This window comes from Microbulbifer mixtoriginis (SeqCode) (assembly GCF_052467705.1).
Window position 1 is genome coordinate 3,701,478 of sequence record NZ_CP174322.1, and the last position, 23,761, is coordinate 3,725,238.

General features: G+C 53.7%; 20 protein-coding genes. 11 read left to right on the forward strand and 9 right to left on the reverse strand.

Going from position 1 to position 23,761, the window contains the following annotated elements; all coding sequences use genetic code 11:
- Window positions 1-5 precede the first annotated feature (5 nt).
- Both ACJJIB_RS16200 and ACJJIB_RS16205 read left to right on the forward strand, forming a co-directional pair.
- Entirely contained in the window at window positions 6-1,382 is a 1,377-nt protein-coding gene (locus ACJJIB_RS16200; RefSeq protein ID WP_444886835.1) for an ATP-binding protein, read from the forward strand.
- A 90-nt stretch (window positions 1,383-1,472) separates the two neighbouring features.
- Window positions 1,473-2,180: an SRPBCC family protein gene (locus ACJJIB_RS16205; RefSeq protein ID WP_444886836.1), complete on the forward strand. Its 708-nt coding sequence runs from the start codon at window positions 1,473-1,475 to the stop codon at window positions 2,178-2,180.
- 70 nt (window positions 2,181-2,250) lie between these two features.
- Here the strand turns inward: ACJJIB_RS16205 and rluB are convergent, their stop codons facing one another.
- From rluB to ACJJIB_RS16230, 5 genes are all read right to left on the reverse strand, one after another.
- A complete protein-coding gene (gene rluB, locus ACJJIB_RS16210; protein ID WP_252082694.1) occupies window positions 2,251-3,108 on the reverse strand; it encodes a 23S rRNA pseudouridine(2605) synthase RluB in 858 nt (285 codons plus the stop codon).
- Window positions 3,105-4,283, reverse strand: a complete 1,179-nt coding sequence (gene scpB / locus ACJJIB_RS16215; protein ID WP_444886837.1) for an SMC-Scp complex subunit ScpB — start codon at window positions 4,281-4,283, stop codon at window positions 3,105-3,107. Before scpB ends, rluB begins: the two co-directional genes overlap by 4 nt.
- 1 nt (window position 4,284) lies before the next feature.
- On the reverse strand, window positions 4,285-5,343 hold the full coding sequence (locus tag ACJJIB_RS16220) for a segregation and condensation protein A (protein ID WP_444888939.1): 1,059 nt from the start codon (window positions 5,341-5,343) through the stop codon (window positions 4,285-4,287).
- Between the two features lie 72 nt (window positions 5,344-5,415).
- Window positions 5,416-6,039 (reverse strand): L-threonylcarbamoyladenylate synthase, encoded by a 624-nt coding sequence (locus ACJJIB_RS16225; protein WP_252082697.1) that lies wholly within the window; start codon window positions 6,037-6,039, stop codon window positions 5,416-5,418.
- A gap of 116 nt (window positions 6,040-6,155) precedes the next feature.
- Window positions 6,156-7,070: a PHP domain-containing protein gene (locus tag ACJJIB_RS16230; protein ID WP_444886838.1), complete on the reverse strand. Its 915-nt coding sequence runs from the start codon at window positions 7,068-7,070 to the stop codon at window positions 6,156-6,158.
- A gap of 250 nt (window positions 7,071-7,320) precedes the next feature.
- On the opposite strand from ACJJIB_RS16230, the gene ACJJIB_RS16235 reads away from it, so the two are divergent.
- The 7 genes from ACJJIB_RS16235 to rlmB all read left to right on the forward strand — a co-directional run bounded on the left by ACJJIB_RS16235 (window position 7,321) and on the right by rlmB (window position 12,208).
- The gene (locus tag ACJJIB_RS16235) at window positions 7,321-8,046 is read left to right on the forward strand and encodes a VC0807 family protein (protein WP_252082700.1); all 726 of its coding nucleotides are present in this window, start codon (window positions 7,321-7,323) and stop codon (window positions 8,044-8,046) included.
- A gap of 38 nt (window positions 8,047-8,084) precedes the next feature.
- Window positions 8,085-8,384, forward strand: coding sequence for a YciI family protein (locus ACJJIB_RS16240; protein WP_444886839.1), 300 nt, complete (start codon window positions 8,085-8,087; stop codon window positions 8,382-8,384).
- Window positions 8,385-8,410: 26 nt separating this feature from the next.
- Window positions 8,411-9,091: a TIGR04211 family SH3 domain-containing protein gene (locus tag ACJJIB_RS16245; RefSeq protein WP_252082703.1), complete on the forward strand. Its 681-nt coding sequence runs from the start codon at window positions 8,411-8,413 to the stop codon at window positions 9,089-9,091.
- A 128-nt stretch (window positions 9,092-9,219) separates the two neighbouring features.
- Window positions 9,220-9,810 (forward strand): peptidylprolyl isomerase, encoded by a 591-nt coding sequence (locus ACJJIB_RS16250; protein WP_444884163.1) that lies wholly within the window; start codon window positions 9,220-9,222, stop codon window positions 9,808-9,810.
- A 3-nt stretch (window positions 9,811-9,813) separates the two neighbouring features.
- A complete protein-coding gene (locus ACJJIB_RS16255; protein ID WP_444884162.1) occupies window positions 9,814-10,572 on the forward strand; it encodes a pyridoxine 5'-phosphate synthase in 759 nt (252 codons plus the stop codon).
- Window positions 10,572-11,441 carry a Rossmann-like and DUF2520 domain-containing protein gene (locus tag ACJJIB_RS16260; protein ID WP_444886840.1) on the forward strand — a complete coding sequence of 290 codons (870 nt, stop codon included), beginning with the start codon at window positions 10,572-10,574 and terminating at the stop codon, window positions 11,439-11,441. The genes ACJJIB_RS16255 and ACJJIB_RS16260 overlap by 1 nt, the downstream gene beginning before the upstream one ends.
- Entirely contained in the window at window positions 11,438-12,208 is a 771-nt protein-coding gene (rlmB, locus tag ACJJIB_RS16265; RefSeq protein WP_444886841.1) for a 23S rRNA (guanosine(2251)-2'-O)-methyltransferase RlmB, read from the forward strand. The genes ACJJIB_RS16260 and rlmB overlap by 4 nt, the downstream gene beginning before the upstream one ends.
- 368 nt (window positions 12,209-12,576) lie before the next feature.
- Here the strand turns inward: rlmB and guaA are convergent, their stop codons facing one another.
- Both guaA and guaB read right to left on the reverse strand, forming a co-directional pair.
- On the reverse strand, window positions 12,577-14,154 hold the full coding sequence (gene guaA, locus ACJJIB_RS16270; RefSeq protein ID WP_444886842.1) for a glutamine-hydrolyzing GMP synthase: 1,578 nt from the start codon (window positions 14,152-14,154) through the stop codon (window positions 12,577-12,579).
- 87 nt (window positions 14,155-14,241) lie between these two features.
- Entirely contained in the window at window positions 14,242-15,729 is a 1,488-nt protein-coding gene (gene guaB, locus ACJJIB_RS16275; RefSeq protein ID WP_444886843.1) for an IMP dehydrogenase, read from the reverse strand.
- A gap of 172 nt (window positions 15,730-15,901) precedes the next feature.
- On the opposite strand from guaB, the gene xseA reads away from it, so the two are divergent.
- Window positions 15,902-17,254 carry an exodeoxyribonuclease VII large subunit gene (gene xseA / locus ACJJIB_RS16280; protein WP_444886844.1) on the forward strand — a complete coding sequence of 451 codons (1,353 nt, stop codon included), beginning with the start codon at window positions 15,902-15,904 and terminating at the stop codon, window positions 17,252-17,254.
- Window positions 17,255-17,320: 66 nt separating this feature from the next.
- Window positions 17,321-19,636: a transporter substrate-binding domain-containing protein gene (locus ACJJIB_RS16285; RefSeq protein WP_444886845.1), complete on the forward strand. Its 2,316-nt coding sequence runs from the start codon at window positions 17,321-17,323 to the stop codon at window positions 19,634-19,636.
- A gap of 25 nt (window positions 19,637-19,661) precedes the next feature.
- On the opposite strand, the gene ACJJIB_RS16290 is transcribed toward ACJJIB_RS16285, so the two are convergent.
- A complete protein-coding gene (locus ACJJIB_RS16290; protein ID WP_444886846.1) occupies window positions 19,662-20,639 on the reverse strand; it encodes an NAD(P)H-quinone oxidoreductase in 978 nt (325 codons plus the stop codon).
- 246 nt (window positions 20,640-20,885) lie between these two features.
- Window positions 20,886-23,174: a TonB-dependent receptor gene (locus tag ACJJIB_RS16295; RefSeq protein WP_444886847.1), complete on the reverse strand. Its 2,289-nt coding sequence runs from the start codon at window positions 23,172-23,174 to the stop codon at window positions 20,886-20,888.
- Window positions 23,175-23,761: the final 587 nt, after the last annotated feature.

Here is a 23,761-nt window from a genome sequence, read left to right on the forward strand (position 1 = left end):
TCAAAATGCGCAGCCTCTTCTGGAAAATGTTTTTTGGCGCATGGATCACCGCCATGGTGATGGTGGTTGCCGCCATTTACATTACCCATTTTGGCGAATTTGGTGACCCCCGCCAGGAGGAGCGCTGGGAGGGGCCCGCACTGTTTCGAGAAGTCATGCGCAATATGCGTATCGCCCGCCGCCATGGGCCCGAGCAGTTTCAGCACTGGCTGGAGCGCGCACCCAAAAAGGTCAAGCGGCGGGTGTACGCAATAGATAGCGAAGGCAACGACCTGCTGGGGCGACCGTTGCCACAGAACATGGCGCCGCTGATCAACAGCCTCGACTACCGTAATCGCGAGGCCCATATGCTGGTGGATAACAAACCTACCGTGGGCTTCTTCCTGCCACTGCGCACAGGCGACCCTCTACGTATTGCCCTGGTTGCCGGAGATAGTAAAGAGGGGCTGCTACTGCGATTCCTTTGGCGCAACTTCTGGCCCATGCTGCTGCTCTCGATGATTGCCTCAGGCATTGCCTGTTATTGGCTGGCCAGCTACCTGAGCCGACCTTTAGAACAACTGCGCGCCGCCACCAAGCGTGTCGCCGCCGGAGGATTGGATTACCGGGTCGCCCCCAGCCTGCGCACCCGCAACGATGAATTGACCGACTTGGCACTGGACTTCGACTCCATGACCGCCCAGCTTCAGGAGTCCATGTCCGAACAGCGCCGCCTGATTAAAGATGTGTCCCACGAATTGCGCTCGCCCCTGGCACGACTGCAGGTAGCCCTCGCGATCGCCCGCCAGAAGCAAGTTGTAGAGCTCGATACTGAACTGGATAAAATCGGCAAAGCGGCGGACTATCTCGAAGATATTATCGCCGACGTTCTCTCCTTGCCGGTCAGCAACCAGGAGCAGCGCCCACTGGATGACGTAGTCGAGCTCAACAGTTTACTCTCAGCGCTGATCGACGACCTGCAGATCGAGGCGACGGATAAACATCTCGGCTTTGATATGAGCGTCAGTGGTGAAGAGCTGCTTGTCGCTACTCGCGGCAGCTCCCTGACCGCAGCGCTAGAGAATATCTTGCGCAATGCGATCAAATACAGCCCCAGCCACGGACTGGTGCGGGTACTGGTGCAGGAGTCCACAGACAATTGCAGCATCTCTGTAATCGACTCTGGCTCCGGCGTGGAAGAATCCGACCTAGAAGCCATATTCCGCCCCTTCTACCGCACGGACAGCGCCCGCACTCGCGAGAGTGGTGGTTTTGGCCTGGGACTGGCTATCGCCCAGCGCACGATATTGCATCACGGTGGCAGCATTACCGCACGCAATCACCCCGGTGCCGGCCTCTGTGTCGAGATCAAGCTGCCACTTATCCATCTCAGCGACGATTAAACCGCAGAGGAACTGCTATAACCTTGACTAGTGCCGGCTATTCGCCGGCAATCGGGGTCAGCGATCCCGAAAATATCAAAGGGCCCCGCTATGCGCTGGATACTCTATATCTTCGTATTTCTGATACTACTGCTCCTAGCCGGTTATCTGTTTCCCCGAGAAGTCTCCTTGGAGCGCAATATCTACATCGACAAACCACCCCAAACCATATTCCCCTACGTCAACGACTATCGAAAATTCAACAGCTGGTCCCCCTGGCGGCATATAGATCCCGCCATGGAATATAAATACAGCGGTCCAGAAACGGGGGTAGGGGCAACCATGAGCTGGCATGGTGAAAACTCCAAAGAGGGCAGCGGAACCCAGACCATCATCGCCAGCACGCCGGACTCAACAGTACTCAACAAGCTTAATTTTGGTGACGGCAGTGAAGCCTCCGCGGAATTCAGGTTAATGCCCCAAAACGGCGGCACCCAGGTTGTCTGGAGTTTTAATACCGATACCGGTGGCGGCCCAAGGGAGCGCTGGATGGGGCTGGCCATCAAAAAAATGGTGGGGGAGTCCTACGAACAAGGACTGGCAAAGCTCAAGCAACTGATGGAGTCCAGTACCAAAACCGAGGGAGCCAATAAGGAGGAGACTAATGACACCAGTAATTCGGTGTCCGATATTCCCTCCGATGTCGACGACGCCATGGGTGGTGGCCCGCAGGGCGTACAGTCTGAGATGCAGAATCAACAGCAAGAAGAGGCTGGAGAAATTCCTGAAAATGAAGAGCAAAAGGAGAACCAGCCGTAGGCTAAAGCTAGCACCCAAGCACGAAAAAGCCCGCAGAATGCGGGCTTTTTCGTAAAAAAACGTAACCGTATCAGGACTTATTACGACGCTGCGCCGGTACCGGTGACTTACGCAGTTTGCGCCTCTGGCGTTCCAGGTTCTGTTTCTCCCCCTGGGTTAGCGGTCGCTGGCCCAGCTTGGGCAGACCGGCGGTGATACACAGGTCGTCAATTTCCCTGGGCTCCATCTCAATCCACTGGCCCACACGCACGTGGGATGGAATAAATACACTGCCATAGCGCACCCGCTTCAGGCGGCTCACGCGCACCCCCTGGGACTCCCACAAACGGCGCACCTCGCGATTGCGTCCCTCCATCACCACGCAGTAAAACCAGCGGTTTCTGCCCTCGCCGCCGCTTTCGACAATATCGGTAAAGCGCGCGGAGCCGTCATCCAATAGCACCCCTTTAAGCAGGCGTCGCTTCATCTCCTCATCCACATCTCCCTGGATGCGCACAAGGTATTCGCGATCGATCACCGATGAGGGGTGCATCAACTTGTTGGCCAGCTCGCCACTATTGGTAAACAGCAGCAGACCACTGGTGTTGAAATCCAGGCGGCCAACGGATATCCAGCGGCCGGTTTTCAGCCGGGGCAGGCGGTCGTAAACCGTGGGGCGCCCTTCCGGATCGTGGCGCGAGCAGATTTCGCCGACGGGTTTGTTGTATAGGATTACCCGGCAGCGGTTTTCCCCGCTGGAGGGCAAGCCCTGGCCATCAAATTCAATATGGTCCGCGCCGGTCACCCGTTCGCCGAGTTCCGCTACTTTTCCGTTAACGGTCACGCGACCCGCATCGATCGCGCGCTCCATCTCACGCCGCGACCCCAGGCCGCTGCGCGCTAATACTTTTTGCAATTTTTCGCCTGCTGGCGAGGTGCCATCACTCATGGGGTGGTGTTTTCCGCTTGCACTACTTCTTGGGAATCTTCATCGACATCGCTACTTCCCGGCTCCTCTTGATCGATTGCAGCCTCAGTGTCGATATCACCAAACAGGCTGCTTTTGGGCAGTGTTGCCGCGATAGGGGCTTGTGGCTCCCTAACGTCGTCGTCCTGTTCAATTTCGCTTTCATGTTCTTTTTCCGGAGTTGACTCCTCCTCGGCGTCAACACTCAAAGGCTCAGAAGCCTCTGGGCTTTCAGACTGCGTCTGCGCCAACTCCCATTCATCTTCCGGCGCCTCATCCTTGATCTCTTCTTGCGCCTCTGTGGATAACTCAGCTACTGCCACATCATCACTTTCGGCAGCTTCGGTCTCTATCTCGGGCTGCTCGCCATCGGCCTCTAGCTGTATATTGGCCTCCGCAGCGATCTCCTCAAGCGCTGCAGCGACCCGGGCGTCCTCCTCAGCATCGGTATCCGTTTCCGCATCTTCAGATTCCTGCTGCTCCTCACTTTCCAGTGCGCCGGCCTCCTCTTCCGTTTCCACACTCGCCTGCTCGCCCTCTGAAAGTTCCTCTCCCTCAGCGGCGAGTGCAGCCGCGATTTCCTCGGGGGGGAGCCCCTCTGATTCGAGAATCTTATTCAAGCTCTCGATATCACGGATTTCAGCCAAAGTGGGCAAGTCATCCAGGGAGGACAGATTGAAATAATCTAGGAAATCCCTGGTAGTCGCGTAGAGGGAGGGCTTACCGGGCACATCTCGGTGTCCAACCACCTTGATCCAACCTCTATCCAACAGGGTTCTCACTATCTGGGAGCTGACCGCAACCCCGCGGATCTCCTCAATATCCCCACGGGTGACCGGCTGACGGTAGGCAATTATCGCCAATGTTTCCAGAGTTGCGCGGGAATACCTTTGCGCTTTTTCCTCCCATAGACGGTTCACCCAGGGGGCCAGATCTTCCGGCACCTGGAAGCGCCAACCACTGGCAACTTTTTTCAGCTCAAAACCGCGTCCGGCACAACTCTCGGAAATCTCACCGAGCACATCCCGTAGGGTTGTGGCGGAGGGGCGCTCCTCCTCGTCCAACAAGGACAACAATTTTTCCTCACTGAGGGGCTGAGCCGAAGCTAACAAGGCACCCTCCAGGATTCTGCGCAGTAATTCCGGAGCGATTGTCATCTTATTGTTCCAACTCTTCTTCTCTGGGCTCCACCTGCCCCTCAAGATGTGACTCCTGATCACTCAAGTCGTGACTCAAGGTACTCTCGGCATCGGAAAACTGGGGTGTTTCCCCCGGCTCTTCTGCGTAGGAGTCATCTGTACTTTCGTCAAGTTCATCATCACCGGCTTCATTGCCCTGGCTAGCTGCGCGCACATGAATGGGCCCAAAAGCTTCATTTTGTACCAGCTCGACCAGAGACTCTTTGACCAACTCCATCACCGCCAGGAAAGTCACCACCACGCCAAGGCGCCCCTCTTCTGCGGTGAACAGACTCACGAACGGCACAAACTGACCGTGGCGGATCTGATCCAGCACCTGAGTCATACGTTCGCGGGTAGAGAGCTTTTCGCGTTCCACTTGGTGGCTCTCAAACATATCGGCGCGGCGCAACACATCCGCCAGCGCAACCAATACCTCCTTGAGATCCACCTCTGGGTCGGGCCGGGTAATATTACGGTCCGGTCCTTCGGCACTCGCCTGATGGATATCGCGGCCCATGCGCGGTATTTCATCGAGATCCTCGGCGGCAGTTTTGAAGCGCTCGTATTCCTGCAGACGGCGAATCAGTGCAGCGCGAGGGTCCTCACCCTCTTCTTCTTCCGCTGCTGGCGGGCGCGGCAACAGCATGCGCGACTTGATCTCGGCGAGCATTGCCGCCATCACCAAATATTCCGCCGCCAACTCAAAACGCATCGACGTCATCATCTCCACATAAGCCATATACTGGCGGGTGATGTCCGAGACGTTAATTTCCAAAATATCCAGGTTCTGGCGGCGGATTAAGTAAAGCAGCAGATCCAGTGGGCCTTCGAAGGCTTCCAGGATAACTTCCAGAGCATCTGGTGGAATAAAGAGATCTGGGGGCAGGTCGGTAAATGCCTCCCCCAACACGAGTGCGAGAGGGCCTTCGCCCTCTTCGCTCTCCTCGGAGAGCGGGCTTTCCGTGGGCGAATCAGCAGGGGCGGCAGATTCGGTAGCTGCAACATCGGCGAGTACCTGTTCCTCCACCTCGGCTATTAGTTCTTCACTGGACACCCTGCCCCACCCTCAAAATCGCAAACGGCCGATTATACACCAGTGAGGCACTAATCAGCCCAGTATTTCATCTGTGGCGCCACAGCCCTGGCGAATTAGCTCGGGCTCATCGCCTGTCAGGTCAATTACCGTAGTCGCTTCCATTCCACAAAAGCCACCATCAATCACCAGCTCCACCTGGTGCTCGAGGGTGTCGCGAATATCATAGGGGTCGGTCAGCGGCTGCGTATCGCCAGGCATAATCAGGCTGCAGCTCATCAACGGCTCACCCACCGCCTCAATCAACTCCAAAGCAATGGGGTTGTCGGGCACGCGAATGCCAATGGTTTTGCGCTTGGGGTGGATTAGACGGCGAGGCACCTCTGCGGTGGCTGGCATAATAAAGGTATAGGAGCCTGGGGTGTGGTTCTTTAGCAGGCGGAACATCTGGTTATCCACCTTGGCGTAAGTGGCTAACTCGGAAAGATCGCGACACATCAGGGTAAAGTTGTGATTTTTATCCAGCTGACGCAGGGCGCGAATCCGCTCAACCGCTAGCTTCTCCCCTAATCGGCAGCCTATCGCGTAGGCAGAATCAGTGGGATAAACAATCACCCCACCACTAGTCACTATATCTGCGGCCTGACTGATCAGCCGCCCTTGAGGATTGTCCGGATGAATTTGAAAGAACTGCGCCACAAAGCCCCCAAGCTTTAATCAATTGAAACCTCTTGCGGCGGGCTCTGATACCCGCCGGGGATTAGGGTTCGACCAATGCCGACTCCCCCTCTGGTGTGATGTGAAAATTCACACTGTCAGGCAGATACTGCTTCCCCGGGTCGATCCCGGTGCAGAGTGTGCCACAGATTCCACACCGGCTCGACGTCTTCGGGTAAACGCACACAGCCCAGCTCCCTCCAGGGCTGCTCCGGCTGGTGGAAATCACTCCCCAAAGAGCTCAACAATGGAGCTTTGCAGGAATCGCCAACGGCCAACGCCATGAGGGTGCGCAGTTCTCTGGTCTGCGTGGGGTTCTGCCGACCGCAGAGCAGCTCTATAGCATTCCCGCCACTGCGGTAGAACTCTGTCATCAGACGCAATAATTGGGTTCGAGTGAGACTGTACTTGAGAGGGTGTGCCAACACTGCCGAGCCGCCAGCAGACTGAATGGTTTCTACAGTCTCTTGCAATTGTGGCCACTCCACGCGCACATCGCCGATCTTGCCGGTGCCCAGATAGCGCTTGAATGCCCGCGCTGTGTCCTCAACGTGCCCAGCTTGCACCAGCCAACGGGCGAAGTGCGGCCGCCCCAGTACGGAATCACCGGCAATCGCACGCCCCCCCTGCAAAGCGCCCTGAAAACCGCGTTTCTCTAGACGTTCGGCAATCCGCTCGGCGCGCTCTTGGCGCAATCGCTCGCGCAGGGCAATTGCCTGCCGCAAGCACTCGGCTGCCGGGTCAACATTCAATCCAACTACATGGACGGAGCGCCGCCCCCAAAGGCTGGAGAATTCGATCCCCGTCATCACGGTGATGCCTAATTGGTCACCAACCGACTGTGCCTCAGCTACACCGCCCACCGTATCGTGGTCAGTGAGTGCCATCAGTGTCACACCTTGAGATTTCGCCCTCGACACCAGCTCAGTAGGACTTAAAATACCGTCGGAAGCGGTACTGTGGCAGTGAAGGTCTACAAGGTCTGTATTCAGATCTTCTGGCAGGAAACTCAACAGCAGGCTCTCACTCTCTCTAGGGGTTAAAAGTCGCAGTATCTATTATTTGGAACAATCATCCGGTGGCGCTGTCCTACTCGCAACCGGTGTTTTCAAGGATAGGGCCCGGACCATAGGTCTCCCTTGGCGGCCACGAGGAACCGGAGTCTGACAGCAGTATTGTCAGTGGGGAAGCGATTTTCCTTGAGGGCCATTGCAATATGACCTCTCAACCAGCTTCCCGCGGGCATTATCACCGGAATTGAGTATGACCGAAACGAATTCGACCACCCCAGTAGCCCAACAGAAGCCCAAGAAGAAAGAGGGCCTTCTCGGCAACCTGCTTCTCAACATCGTTATCCCCACCCTGGTCCTGACCAAACTCTCCGGGGACGACTGGCTTGGCACCAAATGGGCCCTAGTGGTCGCACTGGCTTTCCCCCTCGGCTACGGACTGCGCGACCTCATTCGCTCTGGCAAGGTCAACTTCTTCTCCGCCCTGGGAACTATCAGCATCCTGCTCACCGGTGGCATCAGCCTGCTGGAGTTGGATCCGCAGTATATCGCCATTAAAGAAGCCGCCATTCCAGGCCTGCTGGGTATCGCCACCGTTGCCTCCCTCTACACCCGCTGGCCACTGGTAAAGACGCTTTTGTACAACGACCAGATACTGGATACCGCCAAGATTGCCCAAAGTCTCGCCAACAAAGGCAACCAGGGTGCCTTTGAGCGCACCTTGCAACAGGCATCCTGGATGATCGCCGCCTCTTTTTTCCTCTCCTCAGTACTCAACTACGTACTGGCGAAAGTTATTTTACAGAGCCCTCCGGGTACGGAAGCCTTCAATGAGGAACTGGGTAAAATGACCGCACTCAGCTATCCGGTGATCGCCCTGCCGGCCACCATTATTTTAATGCTGGTTCTCTTTTTCCTCTTTTCCCGTATCGGCAAGCTTACCGGGCTGAAGCTGGAAGAAGTCATGGTTGCCCAATAACAAAATTTCCTGATCAACTAACAAGAGCAAAATTCACAATGTGGTACGCAATCATCAGTGAAGATGTTAGCGATAGTCTCCCTTTGCGTAAAAAAGCGCGTCCAGACCATTTAGCCCGACTCAACCGTCTTAAAGACGAGGGGCGCCTGCTGGTTGCAGGCCCACACCCCGCCGTTGATAGCGAAGAACCCGGTGAGGCTGGCTTTAGCGGCAGCCTGGTGGTTGCCGAATTTCCCTCGCTTGAGGAGGCTCAGGCCTGGGCCGACGGCGACCCCTATGTGGCTGCTGGTGTCTACGCTTCAACTTCTGTCAAGCCATTCAAATTAGTACTGCCCTAATAACAACAAGCACAAGCTGTATCGCAATGAAGAAATTATTGTGCGGCCTGATCGCCGCCACACTGCTCAACGCAGTCCCGGCAACTGCCGCCGCCGAAACTCGCTATATCACCGACCAGCTACATGTGCCTATGCGCGCCGGTAAAGGCAATGGATTTCGTATCCTGCACCGCGGCTTGCCCAGCGGCACCCAGCTCAGTGTTCTCGAAGATGCCCCGCAAGAGGGTTGGACCCGCGTGCGCACCCAGGGTGGCACAGAGGGGTGGGTGAGGCGCCAATACCTGGTCTCCGACCCAGTGGCCAAACTCAAGCTGGAACAAGCGGAAGCGAACCTGGCACGCTTTGAGAAAATGGAAGGCAACCTCGGTGGGGAAGTCCGCCGCCTGGAGGAAGAAAATAGCAAGCTGAGTAGCTCCCTGGAGTCCGCCCAGCAACAGAGCCAGACGCTCGCAGCCGAGCTGAAAACCCTAAAGGCGTTATCAGCAGATGCCCTGGCACTCAATGAGCGCCACCAGAAGCTCCTGCACCAGCACGAACTACTCAAGCAGGAGAAGACCATGGCAGAAGCGGAAATTCAGCGCTTATCCGGCAGTGAAAGCCACAAGTGGTATATGTATGGCGCTCTGTCTGTACTACTGGGCGCCCTCCTTGCAATGATTGCCCCGCACCTACGCCCGCGCAAGCGCCACTCAGAGTGGGCGAACTGATTTCGCCCACTCTCGTCGAAATCGCATACTATTGAGCCCCGGGGGAAGTGATATCCCCCCAGGCCCTACATCCAACTCAAAAGCGGCTGTGTCGAAACACTGCCGTAAAACCTAAAGGACTTAGGATGATGCGTAAACTATTTGCAATGCTACTCTGTGCAACCCTTGCCCTTCCCGCATTGGCCAAAAACCCGCGCGTGGAACTTAAAACCGACTTGGGCATTATTCAGATCGAACTCTTCGCCAAAGAAGCTCCGGTCACCGTACAGAACTTCCTTACTTATACCGATAACGGCTTTTACAATGGGATCATCTTCCACCGGATAGTACCGGGCTTCGTTGTTCAGGGTGGCGGATTTACTTTCGATTTCCAGAGAAAGGAAACCCAAGACCCCATCGTCAACGAATCCGCCAACGGCCTGCAAAACCTGCGCGGCACCCTCTCCATGGCAAGAACCAACGACCCAGACAGCGCTACCTCTCAGTTTTTTATCAATCTGGTCGATAACACCAGGCTCGACGCCCAAGAAGACAAGCCCGGCTACGCCGTTTTTGGCCGGGTGATTGCCGGCATGGATATTGTGGAAAAGATGGTAGAGCAGCCAAGGGGCCTCTATCGACAGCACCCAAGTGCCCCCAACACGCCCATCCGCATCCTTGAGGCCAAACGTATAGACACCGGTGACAACGCCGTCGCCACCAACAGCAAGGGAGAATAAGCTGTGATCGCTCTCAGTGTTAATCTCAACAAGATCGCCCTGATCCGCAATTCCCGCGAGGGTAACTTCCCCGATGTCACTGCCCACGGTCGGATATGCCTAGACGCTGGTGCGCAGGGTATCACCGTACACCCACGCCCAGATCAGCGCCATATCCGCCCCAATGACGTACGCGAATTGGCTGCACTGTGCCGCGATCGCCAAGGTATTGAGTTCAATATTGAGGGCAATCCCTTTGCCCTGCACCAGGGGGACTATCCCGGCCTGATGCCGTTAGTACTGGAAACCCAACCAGATCAGTGCACCCTGGTCCCCGACAGCAACGACCAGCTAACCTCCGATCACGGCTTCAACCTCAAACTCGATGGCCCGCGCCTGGTCCCCCTGATCGCCAGACTCAAGGACGCCGGTGTCCGAGTTAGCTTGTTTATGGATCCGGATCTAGAGCAGATCAGCCTGGCCAAGGATGTGGGTGCTGATCGCATTGAGCTGTATACAGGCCCCTATGCAGAAGCAGCCGCAAAACAGAGTGCGGAACTGGAAGATATCTTCAGCGCTCACTGCGCCGCCGCCGAGCATGCTCGCCAATTGGGGCTGGGGGTAAATGCGGGCCACGACCTGAACCTGGTCAACCTGCCCCGCTACCGCACCCTGCCAGGATTACAGGAAGTCTCAATCGGCCACGCCCTCACCGTAGACGCCATCGGTATGGGGCTGGAGAATGCTGTTAAAGCTTACCTGGACTGCCTCGCCGGCAACTAATGAAGACACTCAACATTATTGGTGCCGGGCGCCTGGGGAAAACTCTCGGGCGCTTGTGGCAACAGACCGGTTTTTTTCAAGTTCAATCGATTTTTAACCGCAGTCTGGAAAGCGCACAGGCTGCCGCCGAGTTTATCAGCGCCGGGCACGCAGTAGCCGCGCTGGAATTGATGAAGCCCGCAGACTTCTGGCTAATCGCTTGCAGCGATAGCGAGATTGCCGCAACAGCTGAACGCCTCGCCAACCACCTTGGCGAACGCGAAAACATAGCAGCCTTCCACTGCAGTGGCGCCCTGAGCTCACAAGTGCTCGAAGTGCTGCGCCCTGCCGCTATCGCCAGCGCCCACCCGGTGCACAGCTTTGCCGACCCGCTGCGCTCCCTCGACAGTTTCGCCGGCTGTAGCGTCGCCCTAGAGGGCGAAAGCTCTGCAACAAAGGCTTTAGCAGAAGCTTTCACTACCATAGGCTGTGAAATACTCAACATCGAAGCCCAGCACAAGTCTCTATACCATGCCGGTTCGGTGATCGCGTGCAACTATCTCACCGTACTCATAGATCTCAGCCTGAGCAGTTTCGCTGCGGCGGGTATCGACCGCGATAGTGCCCTCAAGTTACTGGAGCCAATTGTTCTGCAGACCGCACAGAATAATATGGCTCTTGGACCGGAGAATTCTCTCACCGGCCCGATCGCCCGGGGCGACCTGGAAACGGTAGCCAACCAGCTGAAAGACTTAACCTCGACAGCCCCGGAACTCGCGCACCACTATCGCCAACTGGGCCTCGCCTGTGTAGAGTTGGCGCGGCGGGGCCAGCTATCCGATGAGAGCGCGGCCAAATTAATCGAACTACTGAGCGAGCCAATGCGGTGAAAGACTCCTCTGAATACCTAAAAAAAAGGGCCTTTTTCGACAGCCTTCTGACTATTTATGGACGCAAGCCGGTGCTCGAAGCACTGGAAGACCCTGAACTTCCGGTACACAAGCTGCACCTGGCTAGCAGCAACCGACGCGACCAGCTGATCAGTCGAATGGAGTCTCTGGCCGAGGAGCGCCAGATAGAAATCTCCTACTTGGATCGGAAAGAACTCTCCCGCATCTCGAAAAATTCTCGCCAGGACCAGGGTGTAGCGCTGGATCTGGCCCTACCCAACTACGGCAACTACAAAGCCTTCCTGCCCAAGAATGAGGCTAAGACCTACGAACTTTTAGCGCTGGACGGTATTACCAATCCACAAAATCTCGGCATGATTATCCGATCAGCCTGTGCCGGCGGTGTGGATGGTATTCTCCTGCCGAGAAAGGGCTGCGCACAGATTGACCCACTGGTGATCAAAGCCAGCACCGGCACTCTGTTTAAAACCCAGATACTACGGTGCGACACCCTGGCCGATGCACTAAGCGATTTTCGCGATTCCGGCGCACGTATCTGTGGCCTGTCCTCCCATGCCTCAATGACCCTTGCAGAGGTTCCCGGTAACAAACCAACTATTTTTGTTCTGGGCAATGAAACCCGCGGGGTTAGCGATGCGGTCACCAAGCAGTGTAACGAGCTAGTGCGTATCCCCATGCAAAATGGTGTGGAGAGCCTCAACGTAGCAGTTACTGCGGCACTGATCAGCTTCCGGCGCCAACTTTAATCCGCCCAGGGCATCTCTGTGCAAAAGGTGCCCCTTCTTTCTCTTTCAACCCCCTAATTACCAACTACACCCCTCTCGAAGAGTGGCTACCCACAGATTCTGTGGATATCTCTGAGGATAACTATTCTTTCCCTGTCGCAAAGGCCCATGGTTGCGCCAATGTGACAATCTGAAGAAAAAATGACCAGCTTTTGAAACGCCCAAAAAATCAACGAGTTACAGTGAATTACAAGATAAAAGCGAAAGACGTGCGCACCAATTAAGCGCCATTTATAGTAAAGGGATCAGCTGTGGAAAGTGGCACGCTTGGCGGGGAAAATAGAAAAATGGGGCGCCAAGCGCCCCATTAAAGAAGTGAGATTAAGCGCTTACTCCCACTCGATGGTAGCCGGTGGCTTGCTCGATACGTCGTAAGCCACACGGGAGATATGCTCTATCTCATTAATAATGCGATTGGAGACTTTCTCAATCAACTCGTAGGGCAAATGCGCCCAACGCGCCGTCATAAAGTCCACGGTTTCCACGGCTCGAAGCGCCACTACATATTCATAGCGGCGGCCATCGCCCACCACACCAACCGATTTCACCGGCAGGAATACCACAAATGCCTGGCTGGTTTTGTGGTACCAATCAGCCTTGTGCAACTCCTCGATAAAGATGGCGTCTGCCTCGCGTAAGATATCGGCGTACTCTCTCTTTACCTCGCCGAGAATGCGAACGCCCAGGCCCGGTCCCGGGAAGGGGTGGCGGTAAACCATATCGTAAGGCAGGCCCAACTCCAGGCCGATTTTGCGCACTTCATCTTTAAACAGCTCACGCAGTGGTTCCACCAGTTCAAACTGCATATCTTCCGGCAAGCCGCCCACGTTGTGGTGAGACTTGATTACATGGGCTTTGCCCGTTTTGGCGGCGGCAGATTCGATCACATCTGGATAAATAGTACCCTGAGCCAGGAACCTCACATCCTGCAATTTGGACGCTTCTCGATCGAAAATCTCGATAAAGGTATTGCCGATAATTTTGCGCTTGGCTTCAGGCTCATCCACACCTGCCAGACGTGAGAGGAAATCCTCTTCCGCATCGGCGCGAACAACCCGCACGCCCATATTGTCGGCAAACATTTGCATCACCTGATCGCCCTCATTTTTGCGCAACAGGCCGTTGTCCACAAAAACACAGGTCAGCTGATCGCCAATAGCCTTGTGCAGCAGTGCCGCCACCACAGAGCTGTCAACACCACCGGAGAGACCCAGCAATACCTTGCCATCACCCACCTGTTCGCGCACTTTGGCAATGGAGTCCTCGATAATATTGGCCGGGGTCCAGAGCTTTTCACAACCGCAGATATCAATGACAAAGTGTTCATAGATGCGTATACCCTGCAGGGTATGTGTCACTTCCGGGTGGAACTGTACCCCAAAGAAGTTCTTGTCGGCGGAGTACATACCAGCAATGGGGCAGGAATCGGTGGAGGCCATCAGCTCAAAGCCTTCCGGCATTTGCACGACTTTGTCGCCGTGGCTCATCCATACATCCAGCAGCGCCTCACCTTCATCGTTGAGGTGATCTTTGATATCGCGCAGCAGATTGGAAGCGCCCTCTACTTTTACCTGGGCGTAGCCAAACTCGCGGACGTTACTTCCCTGTACGGCACCACCTAGCTGGTGTGCCATGGTCTGCATGCCATAGCAAATCCCCAGAACAGGCACGCCCAAGCTGTAAACCACTTCTGGCGCGCGGGGAGAGCCCTCTTCCGGTACAGATTCGGGCCCACCGGCCAGGATAATACCTTTCGGGTTATATTCGCGGATCTCTTCTTCGCTCATGTCGAAGGCGCGAATTTCGGAAAAAACACCCAGCTCGCGCACACGGCGGGCGATCAACTGGGTGTACTGGGACCCAAAGTCGAGGATCAGAATTCGGCTGGAGTGGATATCTTGGCTCATGATTGACTCATTAACAGAATAAATAACGGCAAACGGACCTGAAAGGTCCGTTTGCGGCTTGGTACTGAAAGTTGTTCACCGAGAGGCTTAGCGTCCGCCCACCGGGTAGTTGGGCGCCTCTTTGGTAATCTGCACATCGTGTACATGGGACTCACCCATGCCGGCGGCAGTTACCCGCACAAATTCTGGACGGGTGCGCATGGTTTCAATATCCACACTACCGGTATACCCCATAGCAGAGCGCAGGCCACCGAGCATCTGGTGCACAATGGCAGACAGAGGGCCTTTATAAGGGACGCGCCCTTCAATACCTTCCGGGACCAGTTTTTCAGCGCCCTTGCTGGCATCCTGGAAGTAGCGATCGGAGGAGCCCTGAGTGCGCGCCATGGCACCGAGGGAGCCCATACCGCGATAGGACTTGTAAGTACGCCCCTGGTATAGCTCCACCTCACCCGGCGCCTCTTCGGTACCGGCAAACATAGAGCCCATCATTACGGAAGAAGCACCCGCAACAATTGCCTTGGAAATATCACCGGAATAGCGGATGCCACCATCGGCGATCATGGGTACCCCTGTTCCTTTAAGCGCAGTGGAAACCTCTGCAATTGCCGTTACCTGGGGCACACCGATACCCGTTACGATTCGGGTGGTGCAAATAGAGCCGGGGCCAATACCCACCTTCACCGCATCCGCACCAGCTTCAACCAATGCGCGCGCGGCGTCGCCAGTGGCAATATTGCCGCCAATTACATCCACCTGAGGATGCATTTCCTTAATGCGACGCACGCGATCAATTACGTTGCGGGAATGGCCGTGGGCAGTATCCACAACCAACACATCCACACCGGCCTCTACCAGAGCCGCTACGCGATCATCGGTGTCAGGACTGGTGCCCACTGATGCGCCAACACGCAATCGACCATCGGAATCTTTACAGGAGTTTGGGTACTGCTCTGCCTTATTAAAGTCTTTAACGGTAATCAGGCCGCGCAACTCAAAATCATCGTTCACAACGAGTACTTTCTCGATGCGGTGCTTGTGCAGCAATTCGCGCACATGATCAGAAGAGGCATCTTCGTGTGCAGTTACCAGGCGCTCCTTTGGCGTCATAACACTGGCAACACTCACATCCAGGTCGGTAAGGAAGCGAACATCGCGGCTGGTAACAATACCCACCAGATCTCCTTTATCCATTACCGGAACACCGGAAATATTGTGATGGGTTGTCAGGGCGATCAATTCACGCACGGTGGCATCCGACTCGATCGTAATCGGGTCTTTTACCACACCGGCTTCAAATTTTTTCACCGCACGCACCGCAAGAGCCTGTTCTTCAATGGACATGCTCTTGTGAATAATGCCGATACCACCTTCCTGTGCCAGGGCAATTGCCAGGCGCGCTTCCGTTACTGTATCCATAGCAGCGGAGACAATGGGAATATTCAGGGTGATATTGCGGGACAGCTGGGTTTTAAGGCTGACATCCTTGGCGGTCACCTCGGAATAACCGGGCACAAGTAGGACGTCGTCGAAAGTGAGGGCTTCGCGCGCGATGCGCAGATTGGATTCAGACATTGTTGACACTCAAACCTCGAATAGGCGGGATTGGGTATCGGCGCGATTATACCTCTCAGGAATAAAAGCGCAAATGGCATTTCATAGAAAATCGGATTTAACGAGTAAAGCACTTTACCTATAAGGGGGATACTGCAATATTGCTCCGCCAGTTTTCACTTGAGAGGCACAGATGCAATCCAGCCCAGCAACTCCCAACAGCAAACGCAGTGTCCTGTCGGTAAGCGATTTGAACCGGGAGGTGAAACAGCTGCTGGAGGGCAGCATTCCACTACTGTGGATCAGCGGGGAAATCTCCAATTTTACTGTGCCCAGCTCCGGCCACTGGTATTTTAGCTTGAAAGATGCCCGCGCCCAGGTGCGCTGTGCCATGTTTCGCGGGCGCAACCGCAGTGTGGCTTTTCGCCCACAAAACGGCCGCGAAGTGCTGATCCGTGCACGGGTTAGCCTCTATGAGGGCCGCGGTGAATTCCAGTTGATCGTGGAACATATGGAGGAAGCCGGCTTCGGCGCCCTGATGCGCCAACTGGAACAACTCAAAGCCAAATTACAGGCCGAAGGGCTATTCGACAGCGCCCGAAAACGCGCCCTGCCCTATTTGCCCACCAATATTGGCATTATCACTTCCCCGACTGGTGCCGCGATTCGCGATATGATCCATGTATTGGGTCGACGCCACCCTGGAGCGCGAATTGAACTCTGGCCAGTGGCTGTACAAGGCCAGGGAGCGGCGCAACAAATCGCCGGCGCTATTGAAAAAGCTGGCCGCAGCGGTCGCCACGACCTACTTATCGTGGGGCGTGGCGGCGGCTCTTTGGAGGATCTCTGGCCTTTCAATGAGGAGGTTGTTGCGCGAGCCTTGGCCACCTGCCCCATTCCCACAATTTCTGCGGTAGGCCACGAAACAGACACGACCGTTTCCGATCTGGCTGCCGATCTACGCGCACCCACCCCCTCAGCAGCAGCGGAAATTGCCAGTGCAAATGCCGCTGAGTTATATCAACGGCTGGAAAATAGTAGGCTTCGATTATATAGGGCCATACAGCAGCAGGTTCGCCACTTACAGCAGAAAATTATGTTGAGCCGTAATCGTTTACGCCACCCGCGTGAACAACTGCAAAACCGCTCGCAACGCCTGGACCACCTGGAGATGCGCCTATTGGCCGCAGGCCAGCAGCAAATTCAGCAGCGCCGCAACCAATTGGCAGCAGCTCAGCGGGCCTTTACCCACTACCAACCCCAGAGGCAATTACAGAAAAAAGGAGAACAGCTGAAATTTGTGCAAAGCACTTTGCAACGCGCGGCTGAGCGCCTTTTGCTGCAAAAAGCTGACAGGCTCAACCACCAAGCGCAGTTACTTCACAATGTGAGCCCACTGGCTGTTTTACAGCGCGGCTATGCTATTGCCAAGGATTCCCAAGGTAAACCTCTAAAAGACAGCCGCACGCTCGAAATAAACCAGGAAATTGAAGTTCAATTGGCCCGGGGTCACTTTTCCGCCAAGGTAGAGAACATCAGTCACTAAAACCAGAAAATGGGCTGAAGAGGCACGACACTATAATCCACACATAGAGAGCTTTTGGAGCTATCTATGAGGTGCCGTTATAAAGCTATCAGCCCCTATTGCTGGATTTTTTTATACTTTTTTATACTAATTCTCGCACTTGCCGGATGCTCCCCCAAAGTACCCGAAGTTTCAGAGAACTCAGGTACTCTACAACCTACGGCCTCTTCAGAAAGTAGCCCTCAGGCAAATACCCCAACCGGGGAGAAAAAAAGTCCTATTGTTATTCCTGCAAAAGAACAGCAGGTCAATTACATTGAAACCGGGGACCTCAAGGAAATAAAAAAACACGGCACCATCCGCTTCGTGAACTTGACCGGAGCAGCGGAAAACCTATTACCTAGAGACGGAGTAGTCAGCCTGCGCCACTTCGAGCTGGGAAATAAACTCGCCGATCAATTAAAGCTGGAGGCCAAGTGGATTAAGGCCCCAACCCCCGACAAAGCAGTAGAAATGCTAATTGCCGGTGAAGCTGATGTCATTGCCTATAACCTAACAGTGACCGATGCGCGCAAGAAAATCATTGACTTCAGCGTACCCATGCGCCAATCCCGCCTGCAGCTAGTTACTGGCCCTTCCGGTCCAGATATTAGCGACCCGAGCAAACTTAACGATGTTGAATTAATTGTTCCGCAGGGCTCTGCCAATATAGAAGCTGCGCAGCAATTAATTGCCAAATATCCTGATGCAAAACTTTCTGTGCGTGAATTTGTTATTCACGGTAATCGCGATGGTTTGATCGATATGCTCAATATGAAAAATAATCGGGTCGCGATTCTCGAAAACTTTTCTGCGGAGGATTTACGCAACTATAGAGACGACTTACGCCTAGGGGCTTATGTTAGCGAGATGCAGAATATCGCCTGGGGAATGCGCAAAGACACTAAGCGACTCAACTCCACCGTGGATAACTTTATTACTCGCAATCTGGTGAAGGCCCAGGAAGAGCGCATCACCGACTGGAAGGGCATTAAAAAATCTGGCGTTATTCGCTTGCTTACTTATAACGGCCCCACGACCTACTTTATTTGGAAAGGTCTGTTAATGGGGTTTGACTATGAGTTGGCAAAAGCCTTCGCAGACAAACACAAACTGCAGTTACAAATTATTGTGGTGCCGTATGAAGAGAGCTTAGCGGACTGGCTCAGGGCCGGACGCGGGGATTTTGCCGGATCGGAACTCAATATCACCCCATCCTATGAGCCAAAAGGAATGGTATTCACCAAGCCCTATGTAGAGTCGGCAGAGCAAATCATAAGTAGTAAAAATAAACCCCCAATCGAAAAAATTCAGGACCTGAGCGGCCGAAAACTCACTCTACGTGCCTACTCTTCTTTTATCGACACAGCTAAAATTCTGCGAGACGCAGGTATTGACGTAGAAGTTCAGGTTGCACCGCCGGATATGTCCCAATCACAAATTTTCTCTTTGATCTCGGACGGTCTAATCGATGCCACCATTTCAAATTCTGGGCGCGCAAAAATTGAGGCTTCAGTACAGCCCAATTTGGTACTAGGTACGTTACTCGGGGACCCCCAGCCCCAAGGCTGGCTGGTTCTACGCCAGAACTGGCATCTACTGAAGAACCTCAATAAATTTATCGAGGGCTATAGAAAAACTGCGAAGTATAAAAAACAGTATGCGGCCTACTTTGAGCCCAACAAACGCTTTATGCAGAGGGTTAGCACCCGAATAATACCAGGAGAAAACCTCTCCCCTTATGATGACCTGGTAAAAGAATCGGCTTATAAATATGATTTCGACTGGCGCATGATCGTTGCACAAATGTGGCAGGAAAGTAATTTCAATCCGAAAGCGGTTTCACCGGTCGGTGCACAAGGTTTGATGCAGGTAATGCCGGCAACCGCAGAGGAAATGGGCTTTCCACCCCCGCTGTTTGAACCTGAGCGCGCCATTAAAGCCGGTGTAAAATATATGGACTGGGTCAGAGACCGGTTTAACCCCTCCCTGCCCACGGTAAACAAACTCTGGTTCACTCTAGCCTCATACAACGCCGGTTATGGCCACCTTCTCGATGCACAGCGCCTCGCCAAACAGTTGGGCCTAGACCCCAACGTCTGGTTCGACAATGTAGAAGTAGCGATGTTAAAGCTGGCCCAGCCCCAGTATTTTAAGCGTGCGCGTTATGGCTATGTACGGGGATCGGAGCCCGTGCAATATGTGCGTAACATCAGCAATCTCTACAAGGCCTATGTAGAAATGATGAGCGACGATGCCAGTGTAGCTGTGCCCCTACAGAAAGCACCGAGTATCAGCTACTGCTCACCACTCCACACCCCAGAGGGGGTTATCCAGCAGATACCCAATTACTCCGCTCCATAAGCTGATAACGTAGATTCTCCAAAGATCACAAGGTGAGCACAATTTTCCCAACGATCTTGCCAGACTCAAGAAGCCGATGTGCTTCGGCAACCTCCTCCAAAGGGAAGCGCGCAGCAATCTGAGGGTGAATTTTACCAGTTTCTATTAATGGCCAAACTTGTGATTCCAAAGAGTGTGCAATACTGGCCTTAACCTGTGTGGATCTTGGCCTTAAGGTCGAGCCGGTAAGGGAAAGCCGCTTTAACATCACCGGTAACATATTCACTTCGACTCTGGCTCCCTGCAGATAGGCGATATTCACGATACGGCCATCATTCGCAGCCACTTGAATATTACGATCAATATAGCTACCACCCACCATATCCAGAATCACATCCGCTCCATGTCCTGAAGTAGCTTCTTTTACTGCCTGTACAAAATCTTCTTCCCGGTAATTTATTGCTTGCTCTGCGCCGAGTTGCACACAAGCCACACATTTTTCTGCGGAACCGGCTGTGGCGAAAACCCTGGCCCCCAGCTGGTGTGCCAACTGAATAGCGGTAGTGCCAATACCCGAGCTACCGCCATGTACCAAGAAGATCTCTCCACTTTTCAAACGAGCCCGATCAAATACATTGGCCCAAACCGTGAAGAAAGTCTCCGGTAATGTCGCAGCCTCCACCATAGACAAAGAACCGGGTATTGGTAGGCACTGCCCTTCTGGAACCGCCACAAAATCTGCATATCCGCCGCCATTAGTTAGGGCACAGATCTTATCGCCAACTTGCCAGCGTTCAACGCCTTCACCCACAGCGGCCACCCGACCGGAAACTTCAAGCCCAAGAATAGGAGAGGCACCTGGAGGCGGAGGGTAATGACCATTGCGCTGAACGATATCGGGACGATTGACACCAGCGGCAGCTACTTCAACCAACACTTCACCTGGGGCGACCTCCGGTCTGGGCAGGTCCGCCAACTGCATGACCTCGGGGCCTCCATACTCCGGTAGATCAATAGCACGCATTATTCGCTCCTTTATCCTTTAAATTCTTCACGACCCGATTCAGTGATGGCGACAAACCCTGAAACCATCAGAGAGATATTGAGCACTACTGTACCGCTAATAGAAGGGAATTACAGGAGGGTAAAAGCAATGTGGCCGGGAACACTTGCACAAATCACCGAAAGATCCTGTATGCAAGTGGCCCGGCCAAGAAATGCATTAACTGAGAACCAAAGTCCTAATTAATTCAAATGGTAAGTCCCGCGATTAGAGCTCGTATAGGAACTCCACTCCCATTACACGCCCTTTATTCAATGGTGTGAAACTGGCACCCACTCCACCCATTTTGTAAGGCAACTGAGTATTGTTACCCTCCGCCATTTCATCCAGCATATTTTTGCCGAACAATGAAACGGTGTAGCTACCATTGTCCGGGGTATAGCCGATGCTGAAATCCAGCATATCCACTTCTGACAGCATACCGCGGTTATCATCGGTGTAAGGGGCTTCGTCTCTATGATTAAAATTCACACGAGAAGTCAGGGTGCCGTAGGCGCCTAACTGCAAGTCGTGGATAAAGCCCACACCGTAGGTCCAGGGGGCCAGACGGGGAATCTCAAGACCGAGATCGGTACTATCTACAAGGCCATCGCCATTCAGATCACCCAGCACCTTATCGTAGTCACCGTCCACATAACCAACATTGAAGGTAAACAGCAGGTTTTCACTGATAGCCGCCATTGCCTCCAGCTCGGCGCCGCGAATAGTGGCATCGGCGGTATTGCGAATTATCTGCGCAACGCCACTGAATGGATCAGGAAGATTTTCCTCGCGCTGCATGTCATAAATAGTGTTGTGGAAAACCGCCATATTGGTGCGTAGACGTCCATCCAGCCAATCCACTTTGGCGCCAATCTCGAAGCTGCTCTGCTCCTCTTGATCGGTAGCCTGTGGAGTATAAGGCCCTCCAGTTAATGGATTAATACCAGCATTGCGGAAGTTGTAACCGCCACTGCGGAAGCCCTTGGTCCAGAAGGTATACAGCTGGGTATCATCAGAGACGCTCCACTGCAAGCCAACCTTGGGCGTAAAGGCATTCCAACTCTCGCTATCCTTAAAGTCGTAACTTGTACAACCACTGAGGGTGCAGGTATTTAGAGGAATAGAGGCTATCTTGGCATCTTTCTTCTCACTGGAATAGCGTCCCCCCAAGGTCAAAACCCAAGCCTCATTTAGGTCGATATCCGCCTGGGCAAATACGCCATAAGTACTGTGGTCCTGCTTACCGCCCCCAGTCCAATCGAATAACCCCTGAAACAGAAGTCGATTTTCCAAATAGGTGACGTCTTGGCTAAACCAGTAAACACCGGTGGTCAATGCGGTGCGACCAAAACGGCCGGAGTAACGCAATTCATTACTGAGCTGGCTCTGGTCCACACTGGAATCTGCATGAAACAGCGTGACCGGTAGAGAGTCGATATCACCCAGTCCGTGAGCCTCATACTCACGCCAGGCGAGAATATTGGTAATGGTGCCATCACCAAAAGCGACATCCTTATTGAACTCGGTAATGATCTGGCTCCATTCATCTTTCTGGTAACCTTCTTCATTTTGGGCCACCTCAAAAGAATCCCTGCCATTATCCCAGTCATCAATACCTAATGAGGCGGCTATCTGGGTCGGACTGCCCCAAGGGACAACCCCGTCGTCGGTTATTTCGAAATAGGGCTCAGAACCGCGGTTCTGAGCCACCACACCATCAGAATCCATGCGGCCGTGCTCCATACGCACCAATAGCTCCGCTGTATCGCTCAGCTGGATACTAAAGCTTGGCCGAATAAACCAGCTGTCGGAAGCGCCGGCATTGTCGTTGTTAGTGGCAACGTTTTCGAACCATCCGCGGTCATCGTTGTAATAAACCGTTAAACGGCCGTTGACCGTATCGGAAATGGCGCCGTTAATGGAGCCGGCTGCGACAGTATCTAGATTGTCGGTGGTGGATATTTTAAAGCGTGTAGAAAATTCATCCGTGGGGCGGGCAGTCTTTATGACCACTGCACCACCAGTTACATTGCGGCCAAATAGCAGGCCCTGTGGACCCCGCAAGACTTCAACACCTTCCAGGTCGAACAGGTCGGTCACCACACCGGCGTTCACACCCAGATACATACCGTCCACAAACACACCGACGGTAGGATCAATAGAGGGAATAGAACTATTGATACCCAGGCCGCGTACCGTGAAGTTTGCGGTATTTTTTACCGTGCCCACATCTTCCAATTGAACATTGGGCATTTTGAAGGAAAGGCTTTGCAGATCCTTAGTGTGCAGAGCCTCTAACTGATCGCCAGAATAGGCGGTGGCCGCTACGGGAACCTCCTGCAGGATTTCTGCATCGGCGCGTTTGCGGGCGGTGACTTGCACCTCCTCCATTAGAGTACCTACCGAACCCTCAGCGGCAAAGCTGGGGGTCGCACCACTGGCCAACCAAAGAGTCGCTACAGAACAGGCGGAAAGCAGAGCGGAGTGCTGCTTAAGTTTTGACGGACTTCCCATGTTTTCTCTCCATTGTTTTATTGTTTTTATCTACAACAACGGACTTATCGCAATCGGTACTGCCTTATCCCGCCGCTCTACTCTCTCTGTGGAGATTCCGACTTTGCGGGATTCCGATCCAAGACCGCGCTGATAAAGAGGCACAGAATTCGCATGTTTTCTGTGACTCAAACAGATTACAGGCTAGCCACGCCCGGTGGAAGTCTATTTATCGCGGATAACGATAAAAATAACTCAATTAGTCTGGAAAGTTCGTTAGAAGAGGGAAAACTAAATCCTGACTAAAAAAAAGAACTAAAAATGCACTATTTAAGTGCGAACTTTTTACTCGCCCACACCCAAAATTCCCCTTAAAAAGCAAGGAATCAAAATTTATTTTTGTTAAGAGCAGCCAAGGTGTGAGTTAAATCTAGCTTGATAAATTTAAAAAATGCAGTAACGGCGAAATACAGGCTCAAACTTCGTTATCTTCAACATAAAAGACCTAGCAGTCAGCAAAATTACTCGGTTAATAGACTAGATTTTTCTGGGTGTGGATACTGAGAAATGGTACTTTTGAATATTCTGTTAAAAAAGTGTGACACTAA

Coding starts and splice junctions, on each gene's coding strand:
- ACJJIB_RS16240 (WP_444886839.1), top strand. CDS start 8,085: ATGTGGTACGCAATCATCAGTGAAGATGTTAGCGATAGTCTCCCTTTG.
- ACJJIB_RS16295 (WP_444886847.1), bottom strand. CDS start 23,174: ATGGGAAGTCCGTCAAAACTTAAGCAGCACTCCGCTCTGCTTTCCGCC.
- ACJJIB_RS16285 (WP_444886845.1), top strand. CDS start 17,321: ATGAGGTGCCGTTATAAAGCTATCAGCCCCTATTGCTGGATTTTTTTA.
- ACJJIB_RS16245 (WP_252082703.1), top strand. CDS start 8,411: ATGAAGAAATTATTGTGCGGCCTGATCGCCGCCACACTGCTCAACGCA.
- ACJJIB_RS16290 (WP_444886846.1), bottom strand. CDS start 20,639: ATGCGTGCTATTGATCTACCGGAGTATGGAGGCCCCGAGGTCATGCAG.
- scpB (WP_444886837.1), bottom strand. CDS start 4,283: ATGACAATCGCTCCGGAATTACTGCGCAGAATCCTGGAGGGTGCCTTG.
- ACJJIB_RS16260 (WP_444886840.1), top strand. CDS start 10,572: ATGAAGACACTCAACATTATTGGTGCCGGGCGCCTGGGGAAAACTCTC.
- ACJJIB_RS16235 (WP_252082700.1), top strand. CDS start 7,321: ATGACCGAAACGAATTCGACCACCCCAGTAGCCCAACAGAAGCCCAAG.
- ACJJIB_RS16205 (WP_444886836.1), top strand. CDS start 1,473: ATGCGCTGGATACTCTATATCTTCGTATTTCTGATACTACTGCTCCTA.
- guaB (WP_444886843.1), bottom strand. CDS start 15,729: ATGTCTGAATCCAATCTGCGCATCGCGCGCGAAGCCCTCACTTTCGAC.
- rluB (WP_252082694.1), bottom strand. CDS start 3,108: ATGAGTGATGGCACCTCGCCAGCAGGCGAAAAATTGCAAAAAGTATTA.
- ACJJIB_RS16250 (WP_444884163.1), top strand. CDS start 9,220: ATGCGTAAACTATTTGCAATGCTACTCTGTGCAACCCTTGCCCTTCCC.
- ACJJIB_RS16200 (WP_444886835.1), top strand. CDS start 6: ATGCGCAGCCTCTTCTGGAAAATGTTTTTTGGCGCATGGATCACCGCC.
- guaA (WP_444886842.1), bottom strand. CDS start 14,154: ATGAGCCAAGATATCCACTCCAGCCGAATTCTGATCCTCGACTTTGGG.
- xseA (WP_444886844.1), top strand. CDS start 15,902: ATGCAATCCAGCCCAGCAACTCCCAACAGCAAACGCAGTGTCCTGTCG.